This is a genomic window from Paraburkholderia aspalathi, assembly GCF_905220735.1.
GTDB lineage: Bacteria > Pseudomonadota > Gammaproteobacteria > Burkholderiales > Burkholderiaceae > Paraburkholderia > Paraburkholderia aspalathi.
On the sequence record NZ_CAJNBA010000010.1, the window covers coordinates 1 to 23,587 of the forward strand.

Annotated in this window: 23 protein-coding genes; 15 read left to right on the forward strand and 8 right to left on the reverse strand. The window is 62.1% G+C overall.

The window, feature by feature from the left end; genetic code table 11:
- Positions 1-147: 147 nt before the first annotated feature.
- The gene (locus KHO30_RS34040; RefSeq protein WP_093643561.1) at positions 148-924 is read right to left on the reverse strand and encodes an enoyl-CoA hydratase; all 777 of its coding nucleotides are present in this window, start codon (positions 922-924) and stop codon (positions 148-150) included.
- Between the two features lie 133 nt (positions 925-1,057).
- Here KHO30_RS34040 and paaN point away from each other — a divergent pair, with 133 nt between their 5' ends.
- From paaN to paaK, 5 genes are all read left to right on the forward strand, one after another.
- Positions 1,058-2,758, forward strand: coding sequence for a phenylacetic acid degradation protein PaaN (gene paaN, locus KHO30_RS34045; RefSeq protein ID WP_211703525.1), 1,701 nt, complete (start codon positions 1,058-1,060; stop codon positions 2,756-2,758).
- A gap of 126 nt (positions 2,759-2,884) precedes the next feature.
- Positions 2,885-4,087, forward strand: a complete 1,203-nt coding sequence (gene pcaF, locus KHO30_RS34050; RefSeq protein WP_093643557.1) for a 3-oxoadipyl-CoA thiolase — start codon at positions 2,885-2,887, stop codon at positions 4,085-4,087.
- A 56-nt stretch (positions 4,088-4,143) separates the two neighbouring features.
- Complete coding sequence (gene paaG / locus KHO30_RS34055) at positions 4,144-4,935, forward strand: 2-(1,2-epoxy-1,2-dihydrophenyl)acetyl-CoA isomerase PaaG (RefSeq protein WP_093643555.1); 792 nt, start codon at positions 4,144-4,146, stop codon at positions 4,933-4,935.
- A 1-nt stretch (position 4,936) separates the two neighbouring features.
- Positions 4,937-5,398 (forward strand): hydroxyphenylacetyl-CoA thioesterase PaaI, encoded by a 462-nt coding sequence (gene paaI, locus KHO30_RS34060; RefSeq protein ID WP_054036751.1) that lies wholly within the window; start codon positions 4,937-4,939, stop codon positions 5,396-5,398.
- Between the two features lie 146 nt (positions 5,399-5,544).
- Positions 5,545-6,849: a phenylacetate--CoA ligase PaaK gene (gene paaK, locus KHO30_RS34065; protein WP_093643552.1), complete on the forward strand. Its 1,305-nt coding sequence runs from the start codon at positions 5,545-5,547 to the stop codon at positions 6,847-6,849.
- Between the two features lie 115 nt (positions 6,850-6,964).
- Here paaK and mltA read toward each other — a convergent pair whose 3' ends face one another.
- Entirely contained in the window at positions 6,965-8,089 is a 1,125-nt protein-coding gene (gene mltA, locus KHO30_RS34070; protein WP_244864195.1) for a murein transglycosylase A, read from the reverse strand.
- 28 nt (positions 8,090-8,117) lie between these two features.
- Here mltA and KHO30_RS34075 point away from each other — a divergent pair, with 28 nt between their 5' ends.
- A complete protein-coding gene (locus KHO30_RS34075) occupies positions 8,118-8,279 on the forward strand; it encodes a hypothetical protein (protein WP_200621438.1) in 162 nt (53 codons plus the stop codon).
- A gap of 46 nt (positions 8,280-8,325) precedes the next feature.
- Here the strand turns inward: KHO30_RS34075 and apaG are convergent, their stop codons facing one another.
- Positions 8,326-8,700, reverse strand: coding sequence for a Co2+/Mg2+ efflux protein ApaG (gene apaG, locus KHO30_RS34080; RefSeq protein ID WP_054036748.1), 375 nt, complete (start codon positions 8,698-8,700; stop codon positions 8,326-8,328).
- Positions 8,701-8,977: 277 nt separating this feature from the next.
- Here apaG and rpe point away from each other — a divergent pair, with 277 nt between their 5' ends.
- The 8 genes from rpe to KHO30_RS34120 all read left to right on the forward strand — a co-directional run bounded on the left by rpe (position 8,978) and on the right by KHO30_RS34120 (position 16,328).
- A complete protein-coding gene (rpe, locus tag KHO30_RS34085) occupies positions 8,978-9,661 on the forward strand; it encodes a ribulose-phosphate 3-epimerase (protein WP_028199698.1) in 684 nt (227 codons plus the stop codon).
- Between the two features lie 15 nt (positions 9,662-9,676).
- Positions 9,677-10,393: a phosphoglycolate phosphatase gene (locus KHO30_RS34090; protein WP_211703526.1), complete on the forward strand. Its 717-nt coding sequence runs from the start codon at positions 9,677-9,679 to the stop codon at positions 10,391-10,393.
- A gap of 370 nt (positions 10,394-10,763) precedes the next feature.
- Complete coding sequence (trpE, locus tag KHO30_RS34095; protein WP_054036746.1) at positions 10,764-12,257, forward strand: anthranilate synthase component I; 1,494 nt, start codon at positions 10,764-10,766, stop codon at positions 12,255-12,257.
- A gap of 13 nt (positions 12,258-12,270) precedes the next feature.
- Positions 12,271-12,858 carry an aminodeoxychorismate/anthranilate synthase component II gene (locus KHO30_RS34100; RefSeq protein ID WP_054036698.1) on the forward strand — a complete coding sequence of 196 codons (588 nt, stop codon included), beginning with the start codon at positions 12,271-12,273 and terminating at the stop codon, positions 12,856-12,858.
- A 17-nt stretch (positions 12,859-12,875) separates the two neighbouring features.
- Positions 12,876-13,907 (forward strand): anthranilate phosphoribosyltransferase, encoded by a 1,032-nt coding sequence (gene trpD / locus KHO30_RS34105; RefSeq protein ID WP_054036695.1) that lies wholly within the window; start codon positions 12,876-12,878, stop codon positions 13,905-13,907.
- A gap of 18 nt (positions 13,908-13,925) precedes the next feature.
- The gene (gene trpC, locus KHO30_RS34110) at positions 13,926-14,711 is read left to right on the forward strand and encodes an indole-3-glycerol phosphate synthase TrpC (protein WP_211703527.1); all 786 of its coding nucleotides are present in this window, start codon (positions 13,926-13,928) and stop codon (positions 14,709-14,711) included.
- A gap of 39 nt (positions 14,712-14,750) precedes the next feature.
- Complete coding sequence (locus tag KHO30_RS34115) at positions 14,751-15,377, forward strand: CYTH domain-containing protein (protein ID WP_211703528.1); 627 nt, start codon at positions 14,751-14,753, stop codon at positions 15,375-15,377.
- Between the two features lie 114 nt (positions 15,378-15,491).
- A complete protein-coding gene (locus KHO30_RS34120) occupies positions 15,492-16,328 on the forward strand; it encodes a uracil-DNA glycosylase (protein WP_211703529.1) in 837 nt (278 codons plus the stop codon).
- Between the two features lie 139 nt (positions 16,329-16,467).
- Here the strand turns inward: KHO30_RS34120 and KHO30_RS34125 are convergent, their stop codons facing one another.
- The 4 genes from KHO30_RS34125 to KHO30_RS34140 all read right to left on the reverse strand — a co-directional run bounded on the left by KHO30_RS34125 (position 16,468) and on the right by KHO30_RS34140 (position 21,126).
- Positions 16,468-17,064 (reverse strand): FMN-dependent NADH-azoreductase, encoded by a 597-nt coding sequence (locus KHO30_RS34125; RefSeq protein WP_054036687.1) that lies wholly within the window; start codon positions 17,062-17,064, stop codon positions 16,468-16,470.
- 153 nt (positions 17,065-17,217) lie between these two features.
- Entirely contained in the window at positions 17,218-19,008 is a 1,791-nt protein-coding gene (locus KHO30_RS34130) for a M61 family metallopeptidase (protein ID WP_211703530.1), read from the reverse strand.
- Positions 19,009-19,102: 94 nt separating this feature from the next.
- Positions 19,103-19,828: a DsbC family protein gene (locus KHO30_RS34135; RefSeq protein ID WP_093643533.1), complete on the reverse strand. Its 726-nt coding sequence runs from the start codon at positions 19,826-19,828 to the stop codon at positions 19,103-19,105.
- A gap of 125 nt (positions 19,829-19,953) precedes the next feature.
- Complete coding sequence (locus tag KHO30_RS34140; RefSeq protein ID WP_211703531.1) at positions 19,954-21,126, reverse strand: UbiH/UbiF family hydroxylase; 1,173 nt, start codon at positions 21,124-21,126, stop codon at positions 19,954-19,956.
- A gap of 262 nt (positions 21,127-21,388) precedes the next feature.
- On the opposite strand from KHO30_RS34140, the gene ychF reads away from it, so the two are divergent.
- On the forward strand, positions 21,389-22,483 hold the full coding sequence (gene ychF, locus KHO30_RS34145; protein ID WP_054036679.1) for a redox-regulated ATPase YchF: 1,095 nt from the start codon (positions 21,389-21,391) through the stop codon (positions 22,481-22,483).
- Between the two features lie 86 nt (positions 22,484-22,569).
- On the opposite strand, the gene KHO30_RS34150 is transcribed toward ychF, so the two are convergent.
- Positions 22,570-23,550 (reverse strand): glycerophosphodiester phosphodiesterase family protein, encoded by a 981-nt coding sequence (locus KHO30_RS34150; protein WP_211703532.1) that lies wholly within the window; start codon positions 23,548-23,550, stop codon positions 22,570-22,572.
- Between the last annotated feature and the right edge of the window lie 37 nt (positions 23,551-23,587).

The following is a 23,587-nucleotide window of genomic DNA, read 5'->3' on the forward strand; positions in this document are numbered from 1 at the left end:
TTTTCTAACTTCCTGAACCTGCCCGCCTCGCGCAAAGCCTTGCCACTGCTGGCTCTCCCACTTCCCGTGCCCCGGCGTCCGAAGCACGAAAGAGCGAGATTCTAGCGAGCCAAACGGCCCCTTGCAAGCGTTATTTTGACAAGCGTATTAACGATGCTTGAAAACCGGTTTGCGCTTCTCAACGAACGCGGCCATCCCTTCCTTCTGATCTTCCGTAGCGAAGAGCGAATGGAAGAGGCGTCGCTCGAAATGCACGCCCTCTGCGAGCGTCGTTTCGTATGCGCGGTTAACCGATTCCTTGATCATCATCACCGCCGGCAACGGGAATTCAGCGATGGTCGCGGCCGCAGCCACCGCCTCGTCAAGCAGCGAAGCCGCGGGAATCACCCGCGAGACCAATCCGGCACGCTCGGCCTCGGCAGCGTCCATGAAGCGGGCGGTCAAGCAGAGATCCATCGCTTTCGCCTTGGAGACTGCGCGCGGAAGCCGCTGTGTGCCGCCGGCACCCGGCATGATGCCCAGCTTGATTTCCGGCTGACCGAACTTCGCAGTGTCGGCGGCGAGAATGATGTCGCACATCATCGCCAGCTCGCAACCGCCACCAAGCGCGAAGCCCGCCACCGCAGCGATAATCGGCTTGCGGATCGAGCGCACCGTTTCCCAGTTGCGGGTGATGTAGTCGCCTTTGTAGACGTCCATATAGGTATAGGTCGCCATCATCCCGATGTCGGCTCCAGCGGCGAACGCTTTCTCGCTGCCCGTCACCACGATCGCACCAATCGCGTCGTCGGCATCGAACTCCCGTAGCGCCGCGCCCAATTCGTCCATCAACGCGTCGTTCAGTGCGTTCAACGCCTTCGGGCGATTCAATGTGACCAAACCCACCCGTCCACGCGTCTCAACCAGAATGTTCTCGTAAGCCATGCCGCCTCCTTATGCTTAATGGTGCGCAAAAAACGCTTCGCGCAGCCGTCTCAGTAATGCTACCATTAGCCAACCAACCGGTCGGTCAATTATTCGACAGGCTTTCCCCAACGTACAGCCAAGCCCCTCTGCCATGACACATCCGCTATTCACCAAGCACGAAGACACGCTGCAAAAGGCACTCACCGCGGTTGAAACGCGCGGCTACTGGAGCCCGTTCGTCGAGATGCCCAGTCCGAAAGTGTACGGGGAAACAGCAAGCGCAGACGGCGAAGCCGCATTCAAAGCGCTTCTGAACAAGACGTTCGAACTGGACCAGCCATCGACCGGAGAAACCGTCGGCGCTGAAGTCTCGCCGTTCGGCTTCCCGCTCGGCGTGCGCTATCCGAAGGCCGATCCTGATGCGTTGATCTCCGCAGCCGCCGTGGCACAGCGCGATTGGCGCGCGGCCGGCCCGCAGGCGTGGATCGGTGTGTGCCTCGAAATCCTCGCGCGAGTGAATCGCGCCAGCTTCGAAATCGGCTACAGCGTGATGCACACGACCGGCCAGGCATTCATGATGGCCTTCCAGGCTGGCGGCCCGCATGCGCAAGACCGTGCCCTCGAAGCGGTCGTGTACGCGTGGGACCAACTGCGCCGCATTCCCGCCGACGCTCACTGGGAAAAGCCGCAAGGCAAAAATCCGCCGCTTGCAATGCACAAGCGCTATACAGTCGTGCCGCGCGGCACCGGCCTCGTGCTCGGCTGCTGCACCTTCCCGACATGGAACGGCTATCCGGGCCTCTTTGCTGATCTGGCCACCGGCAACACGGTCATCGTCAAACCGCACCCGGGCGCGATTCTGCCCCTCGCGCTGACTGTGCGCATCGCACGCGATGTGCTGCGCGAAGCCGGATTCGATCCGAACGTTGTTACGCTGCTGGCCACCGAACCGAACGATGGCGCGCTGGTCCAGGACCTCGCTCTGCGCCCTGAAATCAAGTTAATCGATTTCACGGGCAGCACTCAAAACGGCACCTGGCTCGAGCGCAATGCACACCAGGCTCAGGTCTACACCGAAAAAGCCGGCGTCAATCAGATCGTGATCGACTCGGTTGACGACATCAAAGCCGCCGCTCGCAATATCGCCTTCTCGCTCGCGCTGTACTCGGGACAAATGTGCACCGCGCCGCAAAACATCTATGTGCCGCGCAACGGCATCCGCACCGCTGAGGGCACGCTCGGCTTCGACGAAGTCGCTCAGGCTATCGCCGGCGCCGTGCAAAAACTGGTCGCCGACCCGGCTCGCGCCGTTGAACTGCTTGGCGCAATCCAGAACGAAGGTGTCACCCAGCGCATCGAGGAAGCCAGCAAGCTCGGCCGCGTTTTAGTAGAAAGCCAATCGCTGGAACATCCGGCTTTTGCTGGCGCCCGTGTGCGCACACCGCTCGTGCTCCAACTGGACGCCGCGACCGACCACGCGCAGTTCACCAAAGAATGGTTCGGCCCGATCTCCTTCGTGATCGCGACGGAGTCGACCGCGCAGTCGCTCGACCTTGCCGGCGCAATCGCTGCAGAACATGGCGCACTGACGCTGTCGGTCTACAGCACGAACGAAGCCGTGCTCGACGAAGCACATGAAGCATCGATCCGCGGCGGCGTAGCACTCTCGATCAATTTGACGGGTGGCGTATTCGTCAATCAATCGGCGGCCTTCTCCGACTTCCACGGCACGGGCTCAAACCCGGCGGCAAATGCCGCGCTGGCCGACGCAGCCTTTGTCGCAAACCGCTTCCGCGTCGTTCAAAGTCGCGTTCATGTTGAACCGAAAGCGGCGCCGGCGGTAGCTGGCTGAATGGCATAAGACAAAAGCACGGCTTTCGCCCTATGCCGTTTGGCCGAATGGACCGAGCCGTGCACCCCAACTAACATGAGACATCGGATTGGCAAGTCCCGCCAATCCGGCCCAGCAGGAATCCATATGAACGACGCCTTCATTTGCGACGCGATTCGCACCCCAATCGGCCGCTACGGCGGCGCCCTGAAGGATGTCCGTGCCGACGACCTCGGCGCGGTACCGATCAGGGCGTTGATCGAGCGCAATGCCGGTGTCGACTGGCAGGCACTCGACGACGTGATCTATGGCTGTGCCAATCAGGCCGGTGACGACAACCGTAACGTGGCTCGCATGGCGGCTTTGCTGGCCGGCTTGCCCACGGCAGCGTCGGGCACAACCATCAACCGTCTGTGCGGCTCGGGTATGGATGCGGTCGGCACTGCGGCGCGCGCCATCAAGGCCGGCGAAGCGCGGCTGATGATTGCAGGCGGCGTCGAAAGCATGACGCGCGCGCCGTTCGTAATGGGCAAGGCCACCAGTGCATTTTCACGGCAGGCCGATATTTACGACACGACCATCGGCTGGCGTTTCATCAATCCGTTGATGAAGCGTCAATACGGCGTCGATTCGATGCCGGAGACCGCGGAAAACGTGGCCATCGAGTTCGGCATAAGCCGCGCCGATCAGGACGCCTTTGCTCTGGCGAGTCAGCAAAAAGCATCTCGCGCACAGCGCGACGGCACGCTCGCTCAGGAAATCGTCGGCGTTGAAATTGCGCAGAAGAAAGGCGACCCCGTACGCGTGACGCTCGACGAGCATCCGCGCGAAACGTCGCTCGAAAGCCTGGCCAAGCTCAAGGGCGTGGTCCGTCCCGACGGCAGCGTGACCGCAGGCAATGCATCGGGCGTGAACGACGGCGCGTGTGCACTGTTGCTCGCAAATCAGGAAGCTGCCGATCAATACGGATTGCGTCGCCGCGCACGCGTGGTGGGCATGGCAACGGCAGGCGTGGAGCCACGCATCATGGGCATCGGCCCGGCGCCGGCCACGCAAAAGCTGTTGAAGCAACTGAACATGACACTCGAGCAATTCGACGTGATCGAGTTGAACGAAGCCTTCGCGTCGCAGGGACTGGCAGTCTTACGCACGCTCGGCTTGCGCGACGACGATCCGCGTGTCAATCCGAACGGCGGAGCGATTGCGCTCGGCCACCCGCTCGGCGCTTCTGGCGCGCGTTTGATCACTACCGCGCTTTATCAGTTGGAACGAATCAACGGCCGCTTTGCGCTTTGCACGATGTGTATCGGCGTAGGCCAAGGCATTGCATTGGTAATCGAGCGGCTCTGACACTAACGCCGCCGCCCATTGCACTGCCGATCAAAGAGACTTTGAGGAGACACCCAATGTCATATGAAGCGATTCGCCTCGACATCGATACATCGAGCCGCGTAGCGACCATCACGCTGAACCGCCCGGACAAGCTCAACAGCTTTACCCGCGCGATGCATCAGGAATTGAGCGACGCACTCGGCCAGGTCGAAGCGTCCGGCGCGCGCGCGCTCGTGCTGACCGGCGCGGGCCGCGGCTTCTGCGCAGGACAGGATCTCGCGGATCTCGACTTCACGCCAGGGGCAATGACCGATCTGGGCGAACTGATCAACGCGCATTTCAATCCGTTGATTCGCCGCCTGCAAGCACTGCCGTTGCCCGTGATTGCCGCGGTCAACGGCACGGCCGCCGGTGCCGGCGCCAATCTCGCGCTGGCCTGCGACCTCGTGCTTGCCGCTCGTTCGGCCAACTTCATTCAGGCATTCGTGAAGATCGGTCTCGTGCCGGACTCGGGCGGCACATGGTTCCTGCCGCAACGCGTCGGTATGGCCCGCGCCTTGGGTCTCGCCATCACCGGCGACAAACTGAGCGCGGAGAAAGCCGAAAGCTGGGGGCTGATCTGGCAAGCGGTTGACGACACCGAGCTAGCCGCCACGGCAAGCAAGCTCGCGGCCCAACTGGCGCAGCAGCCCACGCGCGCTATCGCTGCGATCAAGCAGGCAATGCGCGCCGGGGCGACGCAAACGCTGGATCAGCAACTCGATCTCGAACGCGATCTGCAACGCGAACTCGGTGCTTCGCACGATTACGCGGAAGGCGTGCAAGCGTTCGTGGAAAAACGCGCACCGCGCTTCGAGGGTCGCTGATATGTCCGCGCAACCGAACCACCCCGCTCAAATGACACCTGACGAACTCGCTCGCGCAACTGCGGCCGCCATGTACGAAAACGACGCGTGCAGCCGTGCGCTCGGTCTCGAAATCGTAGAAGTGCGCCCAGGATACGCGCGCCTGCGCATGGCCGTGCGCGACGACTTCCTCAACGGCCATCAGATTTGCCACGGCGGCCTGATTTTCACGCTCGCTGATTCGACATTCGCTTTCGCTTGCAACACGTACAACATCAACACCGTCGCAGCGGGTTGCTCGATCGAGTTCCTGCGGCCGGTGAAAGGCGGCGACGTGTTGACTGCCGAAGCGGTCGAGCAAACCTTGAGCGGCCGCACCGGCATTTACGACATTCGCGTCACGAATCGCGCAGAGGAGACCGTGGCGATGTTTCGCGGCAAATCGGCACAGATCAAAGGCAACCTGATTCCTACCGGCGATTGAATAGCAGACTGAACGGCAGAGCCGCGACACGTTCGCGACCTGTTGCCAGCACCTATATAGATAGTAGATAGCAGCGAGTCCCCGGTTTTTGCGCGCAAGCGCACCGCACCCCAGACCCAAGCATTGAGGCAGCAAGGAGACATTCGATGACCACCGCCCTTCCGCTCGATCCCATCGAGACAGCCAGCCGCGACGAACTCGCCGCGCTCCAACTCGAACGGCTCAAATGGTCGCTGAACCACGCTTATGAAAATTCGCCGGTGTATCGGCAAAAATTCGATGAAGCCGGCGTTCACCCGAGCGAAGTGAAGACTCTCGCGGACCTCGCGCGCTTCCCGTTCACCACCAAGAAGGATCTGCGCGACAGCTACCCTTTCGGCATGTTCGCAGTGCCGCAGGAACAGATCTCGCGGATCCACGCGTCGTCTGGAACAACGGGCAAGCCGACGGTCGTTGGCTACACGGCGCGCGATATCGATACGTGGGCGAATCTCGTCGCACGTTCGATCCGTGCCGCGGGGGCGAAGCGCGGCGACAAAGTTCACGTGAGTTACGGCTACGGTTTGTTCACAGGCGGCCTCGGCGCACACTACGGCGCGGAGCGCGCCGGGCTGACGGTGATCCCGTTCGGCGGCGGTCAGACTGAAAAGCAGGTGCAACTGATTCAGGACTTCCGGCCCGATATCATCATGGTGACGCCGAGCTATATGCTGTCGATCGCCGACGAACTTGAACGGCAAGGCATCGATCCGGCGAATTGCTCGCTGCGCCTCGGCATCTTCGGCGCGGAACCGTGGACCAATGACATGCGCCAGGCGATCGAAAAGCGCATGGGCATCGACGCTGTGGATATCTACGGTCTGTCTGAAGTGATGGGACCTGGCGTCGCTTCGGAATGCGTCGAGACCAAAGATGGCCCGACCATCTGGGAAGACCATTTCTACCCCGAGATCATTGATCCCGAGACTGGCGAAGTGCTGCCGGACGGTGAGCTCGGCGAGCTGGTATTCACGTCGTTGACCAAGGAAGCGCTGCCAATCATCCGTTACCGAACGCGCGATCTGACCCGCCTCCTGCCAGGCAGCGCACGTACCATGCGCCGCATGGAAAAGATCACGGGCCGCTCGGACGACATGATGATCGTGCGCGGCGTCAACGTGTTCCCGACGCAGATCGAAGAATTGCTACTCAAGCAACACGCCCTCGCGCCGCACTATCAAATCGTGCTGACGAAGGAAGGCCCGCTCGACGTATTGACGTTGAACGTCGAGCCCTGCCCGGAATCAGCGCCGGATACTGCCGCGTTGACCACGGCAAAACAGGCGTTGACCTACGACATCAAGGCACTGATCGGCGTCAGCGCCATCGTGAACGTGCTGGGTGTGAACGGTATCGAGCGTTCGGTGGGCAAGGCACGGCGTGTGGTAGACAAACGGAAGTCGGGGCTTTAAGCGAAGCGCCGAAGGTTGATGCTTGATAACGGGGCTGATCGGCGTCGGCGCCGTTATCAAACCAGAAGCCAGAAACCAGCGATCAGGAAGATCCCGCCGGCGCGCCCCCAAACCCTCACGAATTCGGCAACAACAACCACATCCGGCCGCCCTGCTTCATCTTGCCGGCCAGATCGCCGGCGTCGTCGCCGAGACCCCAGAAGTAGTCCGCGCGCACGCCGCCTTTGATCGCGGACCCCGTGTCCTGCGCAAAGACGAGGCGGTTCATCGGCGAGTTCGTCAACGGTCGCGTGGTCTGCAAGAACACCGGCGTACCTAGCGGAATCGAAGTCGGATCCACCGCGATCGATCGCTCCGGCGTCAACGGCACGCCCAATGCACCGATCGGACCATCCGCACCGCCGCTCGGCGCACTCTCGCCGGACGGCATCTCGCGGAAGAACACGAAGCGCGGATTGGTATCGAGCAATGCGTCGACCCGCGTCGGATTCGCGCGCGCCCATGCCTTGATGCCTTGCATGGTCGCCTGCGCCGGCGTCAGTTCACCGCGATCGAGCAGCCACCGTCCAATCGACTTGTACGGTTGATTGTTCGTGCCGCCAAATCCGACCCGCATCACGCTGCCGTCTTCCATCACGACGCGCCCGGAGCCTTGCACCTGCAGGAAGAACGCTTCGATCGGATCGTCGACCCACACGAGTTCATTGCCGTTGAGCACGCCCGCACGCTCGAGTTGCGCACGCGCCGGCAGCGGCGCACCCGCGCGATAACCGGAAGGCCAGCGATACAGCGCCGTCTGATACACACCATGCCGCGTGCGCGAACCGCGCAGCAACGGCTCGTAGTAGCCGGTGACGAGGCCATCGAGCGTGCCGTCGTTATTGGCTAACTGGAAAGGCGTGAAATACGCCTCGAAAAATGCCCGTGCACTGGTGACGTCCAGATCGTCGATCTGCGAGGCCGCCGCGCATGCACGGGCCCAGTTCGGTTGACGCGCGAGCCTCAGGCAGTTTTGCCGCAATGCGGCCGTCGCGCCGATCAGCGAATCGTCCTGCCACCCTGGCACCTGCTGCCAGGCCACGGCTGTCAGCCGCGTCGCGGCGATCTGCCCGGGTATGATCGCGGCGCCCGTGGGCGGCGAAACCGAAGGCCGGACTGCACCGCCGCCTCCGCAGGAAGCCAGCATTATCGCCACCGAAAGCGCGCCGAGCCATGCTCCGGCCGTGCGGACAAAACGCATACAATGTTCGTTCTTGATGGAAACCGCCATGTCTGATCTGTTCGACGAATACCCGATGCTCATCTTCGCGCTGGAATCGCTCCTCGCGCTCTTCCTGCTCGTCTTTATCGTTGTCTGGACGTCGTCCGGCAAGAAGAAGGCCGCCCGCGCCGCCACCGATGAACAGCAAAAGCAGCAAAAATCCCAGTAAAGCTGCGCTGTAAAGCTTTTTAAAGACCGCGAGCCGCGCTCTCGGTTCAATGCAAAGTACGCGGCATCCGCAGAATGAACTCTGGTACAGGTGCGTCGAAGCGCTCGCCGTCCTCAGCAACGCAGAAATAGTCGCCACGCATCGTGCCAACGGGCGTGGCGATCACGGCCCAACTCGTATATTCGAAGTGCTCGCCCGGTTTGAGCAGCGGCTGATGCCCGACCACGCCCAGGCCTTTCACTTCCTGAACATTGTTTTCGCTGTCGGTGATCACCCAGTGACGCGCAATCAACTGCGCGGGCACCTGACCGCTGTTACGGATGGTCAGCGTGTATGCAAACGCATACTGGCGGCGCTCCGGGTCCGACTCTTCGGGCAGAAACTGCACCTGCGCCGAGACGCTGAATTCGTACTGGCTCATCCTGATTCCGGTCTGGTGAAACGGAGTGTGAAAAATCGCGGGAAGCCCCGAACGCCAATGGTTTGCGGGCACATTGGCGAAGCGGCGCCTATGGTTTGGCATTCTGCTTGATGCGCGGCATGCCCGCAACCGGACAAATCCCTCTGGCCAAGGGCCGCTAAGGCGTTTTGTCACCTTTACCGCGCGTTATCGCTGCCGGCCTCAACTCGCCCCCAAGCCGGTTCGGAAGCGTACAAACCGGTAAAATGGTGTTTTCCCGCTTGCATCCGCCCCCGCCATGACGCAATTCCGCATTGCCCCCAGCATTCTGTCCGCCGATTTCGCCCGCCTTGGCGAGGAAGTCCGCAACGTTGTCGCCGCCGGCGCCGACTGGATTCACTTCGACGTGATGGACAACCATTATGTGCCGAACCTGACAATCGGCCCGCTCGTCTGCGAAGCGATCCGCCCGCACGTGGACGTCCCGATCGACGTGCACCTGATGGTGCGCCCGGTCGACCGCATCGTGCCGGACTTCGCCAAGGCCGGCGCGAACCTGATCAGCTTTCACCCGGAAGGCTCGGATCACATCGACCGCACGCTGTCGCTGATTCGCGACCACGGTTGCAAGGCCGGCCTCGTGTTCAATCCGGCCACATCGCTGAACCATCTGGACTACGTGATGGACAAGGTCGATCTGGTGCTGATCATGTCGGTGAATCCGGGCTTCGGCGGTCAATCGTTCATTCCTGAGGCGCTCGTCAAACTGCGCGAAGCGCGCAAGCGGATCGATGCCTACAAGGAAAAGACCGGCCGCGAGATTCACCTCGAAGTGGACGGCGGCGTGAAGGTCGACAACATCGCCGAAATCGCGGCGGCTGGCGCGGACACCTTCGTGGCAGGTTCGGCGATCTTCGGTGCGCCGGATCACAAGGCGGTGATCGACAAGATGCGCGCCGCACTCGCCAACATCGAGCACTGATATCCCGCACGAGAAATGACGACTCCGTTCCCTGCCCCAACCTTCACCGGCCCGCGCCTGCAAGCCGCGATCATCGACCTCGACGGCACGATGATCGATACCGCAGACGATTTCACCGCCGGCCTGAACGGCATGCTTGCGCAACTCGACGCGACGGAAACCTCGCGCGAGGAAGTGGTCGGCTACATCGGCAAGGGCTCGGAGAATCTGATTCGCCGTGTGCTGGCCGAGCGCTTCGAAACGGACCACGCACAGGACCGTTTCGACGAAGCGCTCGCGATCTATCAGGAGGAATACGCCAAGATCAACGGCGTGCACACACGGCTGTACCCCGAGGTCGAAGCCGGCCTCAGCGCCATGCGCGACGCCGGCCTCAAACTCGCGTGCGTCACCAACAAGCCGCACCGGTTCGCCGTCGAATTGCTGGAGCAATACGGGCTCAGCCAGTATTTCAGCGTCGTGCTCGGCGGCGACAGCCTGCCGAAAAAGAAGCCTGATCCGCTGCCGATGATCACCGCCGCAGCGCAACTAGGCGTCACACCGGAAACCACGGTCGCCATCGGCGATTCGGAAAACGATGCGCTGGCAGGCCGCGCGGCGGGCATGGCAACGCTAACGCTGCCGTACGGTTACAACCACGGCCGATCTGTACAAGAAATAAAATCCGATGGTATAGTTGCCTCGCTGCTCGATGCCGCCAAGGTTATCGCAGCGCACCATTCCACGACCTGAAAAGTCCTTCATCCTCATGTTTCTGAATAAAAAACGGAGTCTGATTAGCATCGACCGGGGAGCCTGGCCCTGGCGTCGCTGGTCGCGCTAACCTCGCCTGAGGTACGCTGAAGCTCGTCTTCGGCAACCGTTTTTTACTTCGCTGCGCTCACGCGTTTTTTCCATCACCTTGTTTCGCTGCATCGGTTGATTTGGCGTTCGTGTACCCGCAAAGTACATCTGTGCGCTGAAACCCCTTGCATGCGTCGATGGGAAACTCGCGCCGGTCGGTATCATCGTGTCGAAACGTCGAACGAACGCCTGACCGGCTGCGTAACGCCCCGCTTTGTCCGACGCATAGTGCCGTCTGACGTACGTACAGGATCGGAACATGACCGAACTCGAATTCCAGTCCCTCGCCAACGAGGGTTTCAACCGCATTCCGCTGATCGCCGAAGCGCTCGCCGACCTCGAAACGCCGCTCTCGCTGTACCTGAAGCTAGCGCAGAGCGAACGCAACGGCGCCAACTCGTTCCTGCTGGAATCGGTGGTGGGCGGCGAACGCTTTGGACGCTATTCGTTCATCGGACTGCCGGCGCGTACGCTGCTGCGCACCCGCAACGGCGTATCGGAAGTGGTGCGGGACGGCAAAGTCGTCGAAACGCACGAGGGCGATCCGCTCGAGTTCATCCAGCAATTCCAGGGCCGCTTCAAAGTGGCGCAGCGCCCCGGTTTGCCGCGTTTCGCAGGCGGACTGGCGGGCTACTTCGGCTATGACGCGGTGCGCTACATCGAGAAGAAACTCGCGCACACCGCACCGAAAGACGATCTGAATCTGCCGGACATTCAGTTGCTGCTCACCGAGGAAGTCGCGGTGATCGACAACCTCGCGGGCAAGCTCTACTTGGTGGTGTACTCCGATCCGACGCAGCCCGAGGCGTACACAAAAGCCAAACAGCGTCTGCGTGAATTGCGTCAGCGTTTGCGCACAACCGTCCAGCCTCCAGTCACGTCGGCCAGCGTGCGCACCGAGACCTACCGCGAGTTCGCCAAAGACGATTACCTCGCCGCCGTGCGCCAGGCGAAGGAATACATCGCCGCCGGCGAGTTGATGCAGGTGCAGGTCGGCCAGCGTCTGATCAAGCCATACCGCGACAATCCGCTGTCGCTGTATCGCGCGCTGCGCTCGCTGAATCCGTCGCCCTATATGTACTTCTACAACTTCGGCGACTTCCACGTGGTCGGCGCGTCGCCGGAAATTCTGGTGCGTCAGGAAAAGCGTGGCGAAGACCGCATCGTGACGATCCGGCCGCTTGCCGGCACCCGTCCGCGCGGCAACACGCCGGAACGCGACGCCGAACTCGCCACCGAACTGCTGAACGATCCGAAGGAAATCGCCGAACACGTGATGCTGATCGACCTCGCGCGTAACGACGTGGGCCGTATTTCGCAGATCGGTTCGGTGGTCGTCACCGATCAGATGGTGATCGAGAAGTACTCGCACGTGCAGCACATCGTGAGCTCGGTCGAAGGGAAGCTGAAGCCCGGCACCACCAACTTCGACGTGTTGCGCGCCACCTTCCCGGCCGGCACGTTGTCCGGCGCGCCGAAGGTTCGCGCGATGGAATTGATCGACGAACTGGAACCGGTGAAACGCGGCCTCTACGGCGGCGCCGTCGGCTATCTGTCGTTCACCGGCGAAATGGATCTGGCGATCACGATCCGCACCGGCGTCATCGCAAACGGCAATCTGTATGTGCAGGCGGCAGCCGGTGTAGTCGCGGATTCGGTGCCGGAATCCGAATGGCAAGAGACCGAGAACAAGGCGCGCGCCGTGCTGCGCGCCGCCGAGCAGGTTCAAGACGGCCTCGATAGCGACTTCTGACCGGAGACACACCATGCTGCTTATGATCGACAACTACGACTCGTTCACCTACAACCTGGTGCAGTACTTCGGCGAACTCGGCGAAGACGTGCGCACCTATCGGAACGACGAAATCACGCTGGACGAAATTGCGAAGCTCAATCCGGAGCGCATTTGCCTGTCGCCCGGCCCGAGCAACCCGCAACACGCCGGCATCACCCTCGACGTGCTGCGTGAATTCGCCGGCAAGACGCCAATTCTCGGCGTATGCCTCGGCCATCAGGCGATCGGCGAAGCCTTCGGCGGCCGCGTAGTGCGTGCGCAAACCATCATGCACGGCAAGGTGAGCACGATCGAAACCGACTGCAAAGGCGTATTCGCCGATCTGCCGAAGCATTTCGTCGTGACGCGTTATCACTCGCTCGCGATCGAACGCGAATCGCTGCCGGATTGTCTCGAAGTGTCCGCATGGACCGAAGACGGCGAAATCATGGGCGTGCGTCACAAGGAACTGGCCGTTGAAGGCGTGCAGTTCCATCCGGAATCGATCCTGTCCGAACACGGTCACGCCTTGCTCGAAAACTTCGTGAAGCAGTCGAAGACCGCTCACCGCACCGCTTGATAAAGAGAGACGAAATCATGTCGATTACGCCCCAGGAAGCGCTGCAACGCACGATCGAGCACCGCGAAATTTTCCACGACGAAATGCTGCATCTGATGCGGCTCATCATGCGCGGCGAACTTTCGCCCGTGATGTCGGCGGCGATCATTACCGGCTTGCGCGTCAAAAAAGAGACCATCGGCGAAATCACCGCCGCCGCCACGGTGATGCGTGAATTTGCCCGGCACGTCGAGGTGCAGGACAACTCGAACTTCGTCGATATCGTCGGCACCGGCGGCGACGGATCGCACACCTTTAATATTTCCACGGCGACGATGTTCGTCTCGGCTGCGGCAGGCGCTAAAGTCGCGAAGCACGGTGGCCGCGGTGTGTCGAGCAAATCGGGCAGCGCAGACGTGCTCGAAGCGCTCGGCGTGAACATCGATCTGCAACCGGAACAGGTGGCGGCGTCGATTGCGGAAACCGGCATGGGCTTCATGTTCGCGCCGAACCATCATCCGGCCATGAAGAACATCGCGCCGGTGCGGCGCGAACTCGGCGTGCGGACCATCTTCAATATTCTTGGGCCACTGACCAATCCGGCCGGCGCGCCTAATCAACTGATGGGCGTGTTCCACGGGGACCTCGTCGGTATTCAGGTGCGCGTGATGCAGCGCCTCGGCGCGAAGCACGTGCTGGTGGTGTACGGTATGGACGGCATGGACGAGGTTTCGCTCGGCGCGGCGACGCAAGTCGGCGAGCTGCGCGACGGCCAGATCCACGAGTACGAAATTCATCCGGAAGACTTCGGCATGCAGATGGTATCGAACCGTACGCTGAAAGTAGCCGACGCCGCCGAATCCAAACTGATGCTGCTCGAAGCGCTCGACAACAAGCCGGGCGTCGCGCGTGAAATCGTCACGCTGAACGCGGGCACGGCGCTCTATTCGGCGAACGTGGCGGCTTCGATTGCGGACGGCATCCAGTTGGCCCGCGAAGCGATCGCGAGCGGCAAGGCACGCGCGAAGGTCGACGACCTGGTCCGCTTCACCCAGCAATTCAAGCAGTAATTACGTAGCGAGACACTCATGAGCGACATCCTCGACCGCATCATCGCGGTCAAACGCGAAGAAGTCCGCGCGGCTGAACAGAGCGCGCCGCTCGAAGAGCTGCGCCTCGAAGCATCCTCGCGCGACATCCGCGATTTCGTCGGCGCATTGCGCGCGAAACATGCGGCCGGCCTGGCCGCGGTGATCTCCGAAGTGAAGAAGGCAAGCCCGTCGAAAGGCGTGCTACGCGAAAACTTCGTCCCAGCCGAAATCGCGCGTTCGTACGAAAAACACGGCGCGGCCTGCCTGTCCGTACTCACCGACGTCCAGTTCTTCCAGGGCAGCGTGGCATATCTCGAGGAGGCGCGCACCGCCTGCAGTCTGCCGGTGCTGCGCAAGGACTTCATCGTGGATCCGTACCAGATCGTCGAAGCCCGTGCGATGGGTGCCGACGCGATCCTGCTGATCGCGGCCGCGCTGGAAACCTCACAGATGCAGGACCTCGAAGCGCTCGCGCATTCGTTAGGCCTCGCAGTGCTGGTCGAAGTGCATGACCACAATGAGCTGATGGAATCGCTGACGTTGAAGACGCCGCTGATCGGCATCAACAACCGCAACCTGCGCACCTTCGAAACATCGATCGAGACGACCATCGGCATGCTCGAATCGATTCCGGACGACCGCATCGTCGTCACGGAGTCGGGCATTCTGTCGCGTCAGGATGTCGAACGTCTGCGGGCGATGGACGTGCATACATTCCTCGTCGGCGAGGCGTTCATGCGCGCGGAAGAGCCGGGTGTGGAACTTGCGCGTATGTTTTTCTAAGCGCAAGTTTCACATTCAGCGAACGCAGCGGAGCACACGATGGGCATGGAACGTGAAATCAAGCTGGCTCTGCCGGTGAGCCAGGTGCAAGCGGCGACAAAGTGGTTCGTCGCACGCACTGGCAAAGAGGGTCGCCCAATCGAATTGGCGAATATCTACTTCGATACGCCGGGGCTTGCGCTGGCTACGTCGAAAAGCGCGCTGCGTCTGCGGCATACGCCGGACGGCTGGCTGCAAACGTTCAAGACCGTGGGTAACGCGAAGGATGGACTGCATAGCCGGCACGAGTGGGAAATGCCGGTGGCGGGTGAGAAGCTCGAAATCGACGCCTTGCTGCACGCATGCGACGAACCCGCTGCCGCCGAGGCCTTGCGCCAGGCGGCGTCTGAACTGATCGAACTGTTCCGCACGAATTTCACGCGAATGCTGTGGAATGTCGAACTGGATGGCTCGAAAGTCGAAGCCGCGATCGACCAAGGCAATGTGCTTGCCGAAGTGAACGGTGAAACCCGCCGCGCGCCGATCTCAGAAGTCGAACTCGAACTGAAATCCGGCGACGAAGCTGCGCTCCATGCGCTGGCGAAAGAACTCGGCAAGCAGGTGGAGGGACTGGCTCCGGACGACATCAGCAAAGCTCAGCGCGGCTATCAATTGCGGGCGCGCTAAGGCCCCGCCTCAGCACCGCTACCCTGCCGCCCACGCGCGCCAGCAGAGGTACACAGAGCCTGAGCGGCACTCACACCTTGAGCTAGCCCGCGTTTGCTGCGACACTTCCCCGCCATGACCTCAGCCTCCCGCACCCGCGCCAAATCGTCGCAAGCTTCGTTATTCGACGAGGCCTCGGCCACACCGGTCGACGCAACTGCACAGCCGCAGACATCAACAGCCGCTGGCTCGCCGCCAACGCTCGAAGCCCAATTCGCCGCCCTGCCTCCGGCCTGGCGCGCACACCTCACACCGTTCATCGAAAGCGACGCCTACGCGCCCTTGTGCCGTTTCGTCGACGGTGAACGCGCGGCCGGCAAAACCGTCTACCCCGCAGACGTCTTCCGTGCCCTACGCCTCACCAGTCCCGACGAAGTCAAAGTCGTGATCCTCGGCCAGGATCCGTATCACGGTGAAGACCGCGGCACGCCGCAAGCACACGGACTGGCGTTTTCAGTCGCGCCGAACGTACGCACGCCGCCGTCGCTGCGCAACATCTTCAAGGAGATCGCCGCGAGCCTCGGCCACGAGCCGCCGCGTCATGGCTGCCTCGATACATGGGCCAAACAGGGCGTGCTGCTATTGAACACGGTGCTGACCGTCGAGCGCGATTCGGCCGCTAGTCACGCGAAACGCGGCTGGGAGAAATGTACCGATACGCTGATCCACGAACTGGCCATGCGCCATGACGGTCTCGTGTTCATGCTGTGGGGCGCGCATGCGCAAGCCAAACGCGCGCTGCTCGGCGGCAAGTCGCATTACGTGCTGGAAGCGCCGCATCCGTCGCCGCTGTCGGCGCATCGCGGCTTTCTCGGCTGCGGACACTTTGCGTCGGCTAACGACTATCTCGTGAAGCACGGCCGTGAACCGATCGACTGGCGCTTGCCCGACGAAGCGCAGATGCTGGCCTAACGCCCGTCGCGCGAAGCACTCCGACACCGGCCACCCAAGACCACTACCGCAAAAACAAAAACGCCACGGAATTCACACCCCGTGGCGTTTTTTCATTCCACCGCGCCGCGATCACGCCGCGCGGGACAAACCTCAAACCTTACGCAGCAGCGATCGCTTCACGCGCGCCAGCCAATGCGGCGGTAGCAGCGTCCGGGCCCATGTTCAGGCCTTCGGCGTAGATGAAGTTCACGTCGGTCATGCCGAGGAAGCCGAGGAAGCTCTTCAGGTACGGCGTTTGGCTGTCGTTCGGCGTGCCCAGATACTTGCCGCCGCGTGCCGAAACCACGTGGACCTTCTTACCCTTCACGAGACCTTCCGGACCGTTCGCCGTATATTGGAACGTGATGCCGGCGCGTGCGATGAAGTCGAAGTACGTCTTCAGTTGCGACGAGATGCCGAAGTTGTACATCGGTGCGCCGATCACGATGATGTCGGCGGCTTGCAGTTCGGCGATCAGCGCTTCGCTGCGCGCAGCGATCGCGGCTTGTTCCGGCGTGCGTTGGTCAGCCGGCGTGAAGAACGCGCCGAGGACGGCGTCGTCCAGGTGCGGCAGCGGTTCAGCTTGCAGGTTACGGACGACGACTTGCGCGCCCGAATTCGATTGTTGCAGCTTTGCGGTCAGCTCGTTGACGAGAAGCGTCGAGTTCGCGCCTTGCGAGCGGGCTGCCGAGTTAATTTGCAGGATCGTGGTCATGGTTGACTCCAGTAGGGGCGCGCAGTTTTGCGCGAGTGGAGCCATTGTGATTTTTTACCTGCCCGGGAAAAAGCCATCCGGCAGCGAAGGATTGTTGCACCAGTAGAACAATCCCCGCCCTGAACCACCGATTAAGGGCTGTCCGGATTACGATCAGCTTGCCAGCCAACGCTCCCGCGCCTTGTGCGTGACCGGCCGTTTATCGGTGACGGTCAGCTTGTAGCGCGCCACGTCCGGCCCGTCCAGCTTGACTTGCGCCGTGCGCAGTTCGTCGCGGCGGAAGGCGTGGACTTCGACCTTCGCGCCCGGCAGATAGCGCGACAGCAGCGAATCAAGATTCGAGCCGGTGACGCGCAGACCGTCGAGCGCGATCAGCACATCGCCCGCCGAGAGGCCGGCCTTCTGCGCCGCGCTGCCGTCGTGAACGGCCGCCAGCGTGCAATCCGCCCCGCCCCGCACGCGCGCGCCGAGCGACGGCTTGCCATTCTTCTCGAGTTCGGGAGCAAGCGTGACGCCAAAAGGTACCAGCAACGAGTCGAGAGGCAGATCGCGTGTACCGTGGACGGCTTCGGCGAACAACTCGCCCAGCTGCACGCCGGTCGCTTCCGCAAAAATCGCCTCGACTTCGCTTTCTTCGACACCAACGGGCTTGCCGCGGTAGAAGTCGCGCCCGAAGCGCTGCCACAGCAGACGCATCACGTCGTCGAGCGATTTGCGGTTGTCAGTCTGCGCACGAATCGTCAGATCGAATGCAAGCGCGACGAGCGAGCCCTTGGTGTAATAGCTGACGATCGCGTTCGGCGCATTTTCGTCCTGCCGATAGTATTTGACCCAGGCGTCGAACGAGCTTTCGGCCACCGTTTGCTTCAGACGGCCGCTGCCACGCTGCACGCCACCGACAACTTTGCCGAGCAGGCCGAAATAGTCGTCTTGCGAGATCAGGCCGCTGCGCACCAGGATCAGATCGTCGTAGTAAGAGGTGAAGCCTTCGAACAGCCACAGCAGCGACGTGTAGTTTTCGACGCTCAGGTCGTACGGCGCGAACACAGCCGGCTTGATGCGCTTCACGTTCCAGGTGTGAAAGTATTCGTGGCTGCACAGTCCGAGGTAGGTCCGGTAGCCCTCGCTGGGCGCGTCGCGGCCTTCCACCGGCAGATCACCACGGTTGCAGATCAACGCCGTCGAGGCGCGATGCTCCAGTCCGCCGTAGCCATCGGTGACGGCCTGCGTCATGAACACGTAGCGATCCATCGGCGCTTTCTTCGACTTCGGCTCGAACAGCGCGATCTGCGTTTCGCAAATACGCTTCAGATCGGCGGACAGACGGGCCATATCGAGTCCGATCACGCGACCCGCGATCACGATGTCGTGCGGCACACCGTGCGCCTTGAAGGTCGCAAGTGCGAATTCGCCCAACGTCACCGGATGATCGATCAACTCATCGTAGTTATGCGCGCGATACTCGCCGAAGCCATAACGCTTCGTGCCGCGCGCTTCCGGCAACGCGGTGGCGACGCGCCAGTCGCGATACGCCGCGCCTTCCGGCTTCTGGATATCGACCACGCACTGTGCGTCTTCGTGACCGAGCGGCGACAGAAATACGCTGGTGCCGTTGAAAAAGCCCGTCGTGTCGTCAAGATGCGCGGCGCGCACCGACAGATCCCATGCATACACCTCGTAGCGCAGCGTCAGCGCGCCTTTGACCGGCGCGGCCTGCCACGTGTGCTTGTCGGTCTTTTCGACGCGCACCTTGCGGCCCGCTTCATTGGTGGCCCGCAACGTGACGATATTGCGCGCGAACTCGCGCACCATATAGCTGCCCGGAATCCACACCGGCAGCATGAAACGCTGGCCGGCCGGATCGGGATCGGCGACGGTCACGGTGACTTCGAACAGGTGGGCGGCGGGTTGCTTCGGAACGATGGTGTAGCGGATCGGCTTCATCGGCGGCGACTAGAAGTGTTCTGGCGGGGAGGTTCGGGCTTGATGTGAAAGGAGGCGCACTGCGCGCCTCCTTTCTTCGACTGATGCTGCGTGCTCAGTGCACGGCGGACATTTCCTTGTCCAGCCTGTCGGCTGGCACGGCGCCCGGCAGGCGGCGGCCGTCGGCGAGGAACACGGTCGGCGTGCCGTCGACGTTCATCGCGCGGCCGAGCGCCAGGTTCTTGTCGATCGCGGCGGTGTCGCAGGTGCCGGCTGCCGTAGGCGCCTGATGATCCTGCATCCACGATTCCCACGCCTTCGCACGGTCGGTCGAGCACCAGATCGACTTCGACTTGGCAGTCGAATCCGGCGACAGCACCGGGTACAGGAAGGTGTAGACCGTGACGTTATCGATCGACTTGAGCGAGGTCTCGAGCTGCTTGCAGTACGGGCAGTTCGGATCGGAGAACACGGCGATCTTGCGCGCGCCGTTGCCCTTTACGACCTTCACCGCATTCGCGAACGGCAGGCTCGCGAAGTCGATGCGGTTGGTTTCCGCCAGACGCGCTTCCGTCAGATTCTTGCGGGTCTTCGCGTCGACCAGATCACCGAGCATGAGGTAATCACCGTTCGCATCGCTATAGATGATCTGCGTGCCGAGATTCACTTCATAGATGCCGGCAATCGGCGACTTCGTCACGCTCTTGATCGTCACGTCAGTCAGACGCGTTTGCAGGGTGGCTTTGAGCTTGTCGGTGGCCTGGTCGGCCTGTGCGGAGCAGCCGATTGCCACGGCAGCGATCGCGAGCACGGCGGCCGCGATGCGGAAGGATTTTTTCATGCTGAATTCCTGGAGTTCAATCGCGCGTGAGGCGCGTTTTTTTGGGGCGTTTCTGGTCTGACCAGAATGGCGTCCATCCGTTCATGATACCCGTCTCGCCGGCCGTGTATGCCGGCTCGGACGCATTACCCGAGCGCGGCCGACACCAGCCAGCGCTTGATAAACGGCTGCGCGCCGACAAACGCCATGCCGGTATTGCGCAGCACCTTGGCAAACGGACCGGGCGCGGAGAAGAGCTTTTGCAGGCCGTCCGTGGCAATCATCAGCGCGCGGATGTCTTCGCGGCGGGAGCGTTCGTAACGGCGCAGCAGCACCATGTCGCCGAGATCGCGGAACGCTTCCTTGCCGGCGACCGTTTCGGCAAGCGCCGCGACATCGCGCAAACCGAGGTTCATGCCCTGGCCCGCCAACGGGTGAATCAGATGCGCGGCATCGCCAACCAGCGCGACGTGCGGCGCCACGAGCTTATCGACGGTTTGCAACGCGAGCGGGAAGCCTTGCGCGGGCGTCACGCATTCCAGCGCGCCGAACTGCTCGCCCGTCACGCGTTCCACTTCGGCGGCGAGTTGCGCTGGGTCGAGCGCAAGCAGTTGCTCGGCGTGCTCGGTGCGCGCCGACCAGACCAGGGACACGTGGCCGTCCGGCATCGGCAGCAGCGCGATGATTTCGCCGTCCCTGAACCATTGATAGGCGGTTTCGCTGTGCGGCTTTTCGGCCTTGAAATTCGCGACCACGCCGGTTTGCTTATAGTCGCGCCGATCCATTTTCGAGCCGATCTGCGCGCGCACCCACGAATGCGCACCGTCCGCGCCGACCACCAGATCGGCCTCGAGCACGTTGCCGTTGGCAAGACCGACGCTTGCGCCGTCGGCGGTAAAGTCCAGCGCCTGTGCGCGCGTGTCGATCCAGGTGAGATTCGGCTGGAAACGCAGCGCGGCATCCAGCGCACGCTCGATCACGGACGACTCGACGATCCACGCCAATTGCGGCACGGACGCCTGAAACGCGGAAAAGTGGAGTTCGGCGTGCGCATCGCCATAGACGCGCATGTCGTAGACGGGCCCGAGCTTGGACAGATCGAGCGCCTGCCAGACCCGCAACCGCTCCAGCAGAGCCTGCGAACTCGACGACAGTGCGTAGACCCGCGAGTCGAAAGTGGAGCCAGCCGCCAGCGCCGCGCAGGGTTGCGCGAGCAGCGCCACGCGCAGTCCGCCTTGCGTCAGCGCCAGCGCCGCGGTCTTGCCGACGAGCCCGCCGCCGATCACGGCGGCATCAAAGGTCTGGTGGTGTGCGTTCATCCGCGCATTATAGCCGCGGGGGTTGCGGGGGACGGATCGAGCGCCCCGCTCTACCGCTGGCAGATCAAGAACCCCATCCGAACGGGTTACAATTGCGCTTTCCGTGACAAAACTCGCCCAGAATCGTCGAGGCAACGCCCCGATCTGGTGTCTTGTCCCGCTCCGCTGCACTCGCTTCGCCCCGCCAAACGCGAAGGCTTTCCGAATCCTGCACACAGCGTCGAGCGCATCACGCAACTTACTGATTCACTGAAGGATTTCCATGAGCCTCAAATGCGGCATCGTCGGCCTGCCTAACGTCGGCAAGTCCACTCTGTTCAACGCGCTGACCAAGGCGGGCATTGCCGCCGAAAACTATCCGTTCTGCACGATCGAGCCGAACGTCGGCATCGTCGAAGTACCGGACGCGCGTCTGAAGGCGCTCGCCGAAATCGTCAAGCCGGAGCGCATCCTGCCGGCCGTGGTGGAATTCGTCGACATCGCCGGCCTTGTGGCCGGTGCGAGCAAGGGCGAAGGCCTGGGTAACCAGTTCCTCGCGAACATCCGCGAAACCGACGCGATCACGCACGTGGTGCGCTGCTTCGAAGACGAAAACGTGATTCACGTCGCGAACAAGGTCGATCCGCTGTCGGATATCGAAGTGATCAACACCGAGTTGGCGCTGGCCGACCTCGCGACGGTCGAAAAAGCGCTGTCGCGCTATTCGAAGGCCGCCAAGTCGGGTAACGACAAGGAAGCCATCAAGAACGCCGCGGTGCTGGAAAAGGTGCGCGCGCAGCTCGACCAGGCCAAGCCGGTCCGCGCGCTCGACCTGTCGGATGAAGAAAAGGCCACGCTCAAGCCGTTCTGCCTGATCACCGCCAAGCCGACCATGTACGTCGCCAACGTGAAGGACGACGGTTTCGAAAACAACCCGCACCTCGACGCAGTCACGAAGTTCGCGGCAGCCGAAGGCGCGCCGGTCGTCGCCGTGTGCGCAGCGATCGAAGCGGAGATCGCCGACCTCGAAGAAGCGGACATGGAAGTGTTTCTCCAGGACATGGGCATGGACGAGCCGGGCCTGAACCGCGTGATTCGTGCGGCTTTCAAGTTGCTGGGCCTGCAGACCTACTTCACGGCCGGCGTGAAGGAAGTGCGCGCGTGGACGATCCATATCGGCGATACCGCACCGCAGGCAGCGGGCGCGATCCACACCGACTTCGAGCGCGGCTTCATTCGCGCGCAGACGATCGCCTTCAACGACTACATCACCTACAAGGGTGAACAAGGTGCGAAGGAAGCCGGCAAGATGCGCGCGGAAGGCAAGGAATATGTCGTCCACGACGGCGACGTGATGAACTTCCTGTTCAACGTTTGAGGCTTCGCCTCGGCGTCAGACGGCGATCAGCGAAAGGCTGAGCGCCGCCATACTGGAAGAAGAAAGCCCGCGAAATGCGGGCTTTTTTATTGCCCGCTCTGCGCGCCCTTCCGCGCCTCACACCGCAGCGGCGTAGCCATATTTGCCTTGACCGCCGCCATTTGCAGCGGCGAATCGACCAGCACCGCATCGATCCCCAGACACGCCGCCGCCCGATAATCGTCCGCGTCGTTCACCGCGATCGCGACGATCCGCACGTCGGGCTTCCGCCGGAAACACGCGACCGTCGCGGGCGTCCACAAGCTTGCCTGCACTTCCGAGCGCCCCTCGCCGAGCGTGAATTTTTCCACCACCGTCATCTGCCGGTGCAATTCGAATGCTGCGGCGGTGTGTTCAGCCGGTGCGTCCACACAGCCCTGGTTGAGCAGTACGCGCACAAGCCGCGCCCGTGTCGTGTCCCGCGACTCGAACAGTCTGGCCTGCGAATAGGCCGCAAAGCTCTGTTGATAGTCCGCCTCGGTCGAATAAATCGTCACGCGCGACCACGCGCTTTCTTCGGTGAGCACTTGCGCCACCGCCTGAGCCTGGGGTGCAGCCGGCAGTGCTTTCATATCCAGGATGATCGGCATGGCCGGCGGGATGGTGCGCAAGGCTTCGCGCAGCGTCGGAATGCCAACCGGGTGATCGCGATAGGGATATGTGGCACCGCGGCGAAAACTCCAGCCGGCGTTCACACGCGCGAGTTCTGCCGCCGTGAAGGCGGACACCGGCCCCTTCGTGTCGGTCAACGCCGACAGATCGGCCGGCCGGTACAACATCGGCACGCCGTCCTTACTCAACTGAACCGTGAGCCACATTGCGTCGGCATGATGGGCGATCGACAGGCGAATCGCTTCGAGCGTGTTTTCGGGCGCGTCGCCCGTGCCGCCGCGATGCGCGATGATCTTCGGCAACGAGGTCACCGTCGACTGCCCGTCATTCGTGGTGGTGGGCGTCAGTGCACATCCCGCGAGCAGGATGAGACTCGCCATCAAGCCGAAAACCGCCAATCGTACTGAACTCTGCATCTGGAATCCTGATTAATAAGCACGCTGATCAACCGTG

Coding starts and splice junctions, on each gene's coding strand:
- KHO30_RS34040 (WP_093643561.1), bottom strand. CDS start 924: ATGGCTTACGAGAACATTCTGGTTGAGACGCGTGGACGGGTGGGTTTG.
- paaN (WP_211703525.1), top strand. CDS start 1,058: ATGACACATCCGCTATTCACCAAGCACGAAGACACGCTGCAAAAGGCA.
- pcaF (WP_093643557.1), top strand. CDS start 2,885: ATGAACGACGCCTTCATTTGCGACGCGATTCGCACCCCAATCGGCCGC.
- paaG (WP_093643555.1), top strand. CDS start 4,144: ATGTCATATGAAGCGATTCGCCTCGACATCGATACATCGAGCCGCGTA.
- paaI (WP_054036751.1), top strand. CDS start 4,937: ATGTCCGCGCAACCGAACCACCCCGCTCAAATGACACCTGACGAACTC.
- paaK (WP_093643552.1), top strand. CDS start 5,545: ATGACCACCGCCCTTCCGCTCGATCCCATCGAGACAGCCAGCCGCGAC.
- mltA (WP_244864195.1), bottom strand. CDS start 8,089: ATGCGTTTTGTCCGCACGGCCGGAGCATGGCTCGGCGCGCTTTCGGTG.
- KHO30_RS34075 (WP_200621438.1), top strand. CDS start 8,118: ATGTCTGATCTGTTCGACGAATACCCGATGCTCATCTTCGCGCTGGAA.
- apaG (WP_054036748.1), bottom strand. CDS start 8,700: ATGAGCCAGTACGAATTCAGCGTCTCGGCGCAGGTGCAGTTTCTGCCC.
- rpe (WP_028199698.1), top strand. CDS start 8,978: ATGACGCAATTCCGCATTGCCCCCAGCATTCTGTCCGCCGATTTCGCC.
- KHO30_RS34090 (WP_211703526.1), top strand. CDS start 9,677: ATGACGACTCCGTTCCCTGCCCCAACCTTCACCGGCCCGCGCCTGCAA.
- trpE (WP_054036746.1), top strand. CDS start 10,764: ATGACCGAACTCGAATTCCAGTCCCTCGCCAACGAGGGTTTCAACCGC.
- KHO30_RS34100 (WP_054036698.1), top strand. CDS start 12,271: ATGCTGCTTATGATCGACAACTACGACTCGTTCACCTACAACCTGGTG.
- trpD (WP_054036695.1), top strand. CDS start 12,876: ATGTCGATTACGCCCCAGGAAGCGCTGCAACGCACGATCGAGCACCGC.
- trpC (WP_211703527.1), top strand. CDS start 13,926: ATGAGCGACATCCTCGACCGCATCATCGCGGTCAAACGCGAAGAAGTC.
- KHO30_RS34115 (WP_211703528.1), top strand. CDS start 14,751: ATGGGCATGGAACGTGAAATCAAGCTGGCTCTGCCGGTGAGCCAGGTG.
- KHO30_RS34120 (WP_211703529.1), top strand. CDS start 15,492: ATGACCTCAGCCTCCCGCACCCGCGCCAAATCGTCGCAAGCTTCGTTA.
- KHO30_RS34125 (WP_054036687.1), bottom strand. CDS start 17,064: ATGACCACGATCCTGCAAATTAACTCGGCAGCCCGCTCGCAAGGCGCG.
- KHO30_RS34130 (WP_211703530.1), bottom strand. CDS start 19,008: ATGAAGCCGATCCGCTACACCATCGTTCCGAAGCAACCCGCCGCCCAC.
- KHO30_RS34135 (WP_093643533.1), bottom strand. CDS start 19,828: ATGAAAAAATCCTTCCGCATCGCGGCCGCCGTGCTCGCGATCGCTGCC.
- KHO30_RS34140 (WP_211703531.1), bottom strand. CDS start 21,126: ATGAACGCACACCACCAGACCTTTGATGCCGCCGTGATCGGCGGCGGG.
- ychF (WP_054036679.1), top strand. CDS start 21,389: ATGAGCCTCAAATGCGGCATCGTCGGCCTGCCTAACGTCGGCAAGTCC.
- KHO30_RS34150 (WP_211703532.1), bottom strand. CDS start 23,550: ATGCAGAGTTCAGTACGATTGGCGGTTTTCGGCTTGATGGCGAGTCTC.